The organism is uncultured Fibrobacter sp., assembly GCF_937877005.1.
In the GTDB taxonomy this organism is placed as follows: Bacteria; Fibrobacterota; Fibrobacteria; order Fibrobacterales; family Fibrobacteraceae; genus Fibrobacter.
The window spans coordinates 1-2,174 of record NZ_CALEFV010000352.1; the positions used below are offsets into that span (position 1 = coordinate 1).

1 protein-coding gene is annotated in these 2,174 nt (G+C 51.8%); it reads right to left on the reverse strand.

Going from position 1 to position 2,174, the window contains the following annotated elements; genetic code table 11:
* Positions 1 to 419: 419 nt before the first annotated feature.
* Entirely contained in the window at positions 420 to 2,114 is a 1,695-nt protein-coding gene (locus tag Q0628_RS15590) for a LamG-like jellyroll fold domain-containing protein (protein ID WP_298772581.1), read from the reverse strand.
* Between the last annotated feature and the right edge of the window lie 60 nt (positions 2,115 to 2,174).

Consider the following 2,174-nt stretch of genomic DNA (forward strand, 5'->3'; position numbering starts at 1 on the left):
CCGTGAAATTTATCTTCGCGGCTTTGAAATCTGTGTCAAGGAAGCCGCACCGAAGAATATCCCAAATGCAGCGCCACCAGCTACACTGCAGGAACGGCGTACGGCACAAGCAGCGCGGCATTCAAGCCCAGCGGTTCCGGCAGCATGATCATTTACGGCGGCGAAGTCAGCTCAGTCTCCCAAGTGGATGTGAGCGACATGACCGAAATTACGCTCCCCAACGGAATGACGTACTACGAGAAATAAAAGGATTATTTCCAAACGACATTCCTGTCGTAGGTGCCGTTAAAGAGTCCTCAAAACAGACTCCATACAAAGCTCCCAATTAATATTCTCAGTCAGGGCTCCCCGCCCTACTGTTATATTATCGTTTAGGGAAACTAAAATGTAAAATCAGAACGAAATTAGTTTTCGCCAAATCACCTACCCATCACCACGGGCCAATAATTTTCGGGACGCTGGTTCAGGTAGGTAAGGCGCGTCCAGTCGTCATCGCGGTAACAGCTACCGAGCATGAGTTCGTCAATCGTACCGGTAAAGCCGCCCACTTCGAAGTCGACCAGTTTGCGAACGCCCGTCCAAGCGATTTGTTCCGGCTCCATTTCTATCTTACGGTCGTTCACGTAGAAATTGGACTGCGATATCGTATGGCGACTAAAGGCGACATACACCCACTCGCCCGCCTTAATACCAGACGTGCCCGACGACCAAGCATATTTCACAGAATCAGAACTTGAATCGGGGACCCAGAGGTCCACGACAAAGCCTTTTTCTGGAACATAGCGCAATGCATATTCCTTGGACTTTTTGAAAATGATCTGCTCCGCTTCAAGACTTTCGAGCTTTACCCACACTGAGAAACAGAAATATTCGCTACCGTCGTAATTCAAGTTCACCTTGCGCGAGGAATCAGCCGCACTCGAATTCTCGACGACAATAACATCGCCTTCATCAAGTTCCACCCCCCTGCCCACAACACCGTCGGCAGCCACGGCCCCTGTCGGCAGACCTTCGAAGTAGCCCTTTTCCGCTCCATCGTCCACAGGTGCAAGGCCGCTATCGAAATGCCACACCAGAGAATAGCTGCGGTTCGTGGGGAACACATCCTTTGCGTACGCAGGGTCCATGGTGTTGTCAAAATGGATTTCCAACGAATCAAAAACATTCAGCGAATCGACACTCACCCAGAACACGGCCTCCTTGGCAGAAGCGTCAAAGTAAGTCTGCGTAATGGGGAGTTTCTTGCTGCGTTTTCCGTCCTGCGAAATGCGCACGGCCTCCCAACGGCCGTTCACCACCTCCGCAGAATCAAAAGTGATTTCCATTCCTGTCAATCGGATGGCTAGCGGAAAATTGCTCACGACGGTGCCGAGCGAATCGATTTCTTCGGGGAGTGCGAGCGGAGCTTTCAATGTGTATGTCACCGAATCGCCCCAGACTGTAGTCTCTTCAGGCTTTACGGAAACATCCTTAAATCCAAACGGACTCATGCCATCCATGTAAACAACAAGTTCAAAAGTATCCGCAGGGAGGCTATCGACCACGATTTTCCCGTTCTGCACGGAGACACTTCTGCGAATGGTCGTCCCAATGACGATGGCCTCGCCGCTTTGGTTTTCGCGGAAAGCGCCCGACACAAGAAGCTTGACCGTTCCAGAATTACGCAAGGTGTCATTTACAGCAAGGGGCTCGTCCTCTTCGGCATTCAGGTTCTGCAACAGGAGCATCTGGCCGGATTCCTGGTGGAACGCCTCCAAGGAGAAACTGCCCGACGGGATGGTGTCAAACTCATAATTTCCGTTTTCATCCGTTTCGGTTTCGAACGCAGATGGCAGAGTCTGTTCTGCGTTGCTTGCCGCAAGAATGTTGTAGTCGCCCGGCACGCACTGCACCCGCGCATGCACAGCCGGCTTGCCGCCATCCAATACCAAGATACCCGCGAGTTCCGGGGAACCCGTCTCGGCGCTGTTGCCCGCCACGTGGCTGTCGGACGAGCACGCCGCAAGAATGGAAAGGGCTCCGCCCACTGCAAAAACGGAAAAAACAGGAGCTACGGCAAAGCTCCTAATACGACCAAAAAATGATCGCAAGCCGCGACTTGTTTCAACACTCATCACCACTAATATAAATATAGATTTGCCTAAACGGAATCGAAATGCCCCCCAAAATTAGCC

Excerpts from the sequence above, each read along its gene's own strand:
- Q0628_RS15590 (WP_298772581.1), bottom strand. The coding sequence starts at position 2,114 with ATGAGTGTTGAAACAAGTCGCGGCTTGCGATCATTTTTTGGTCGTATT.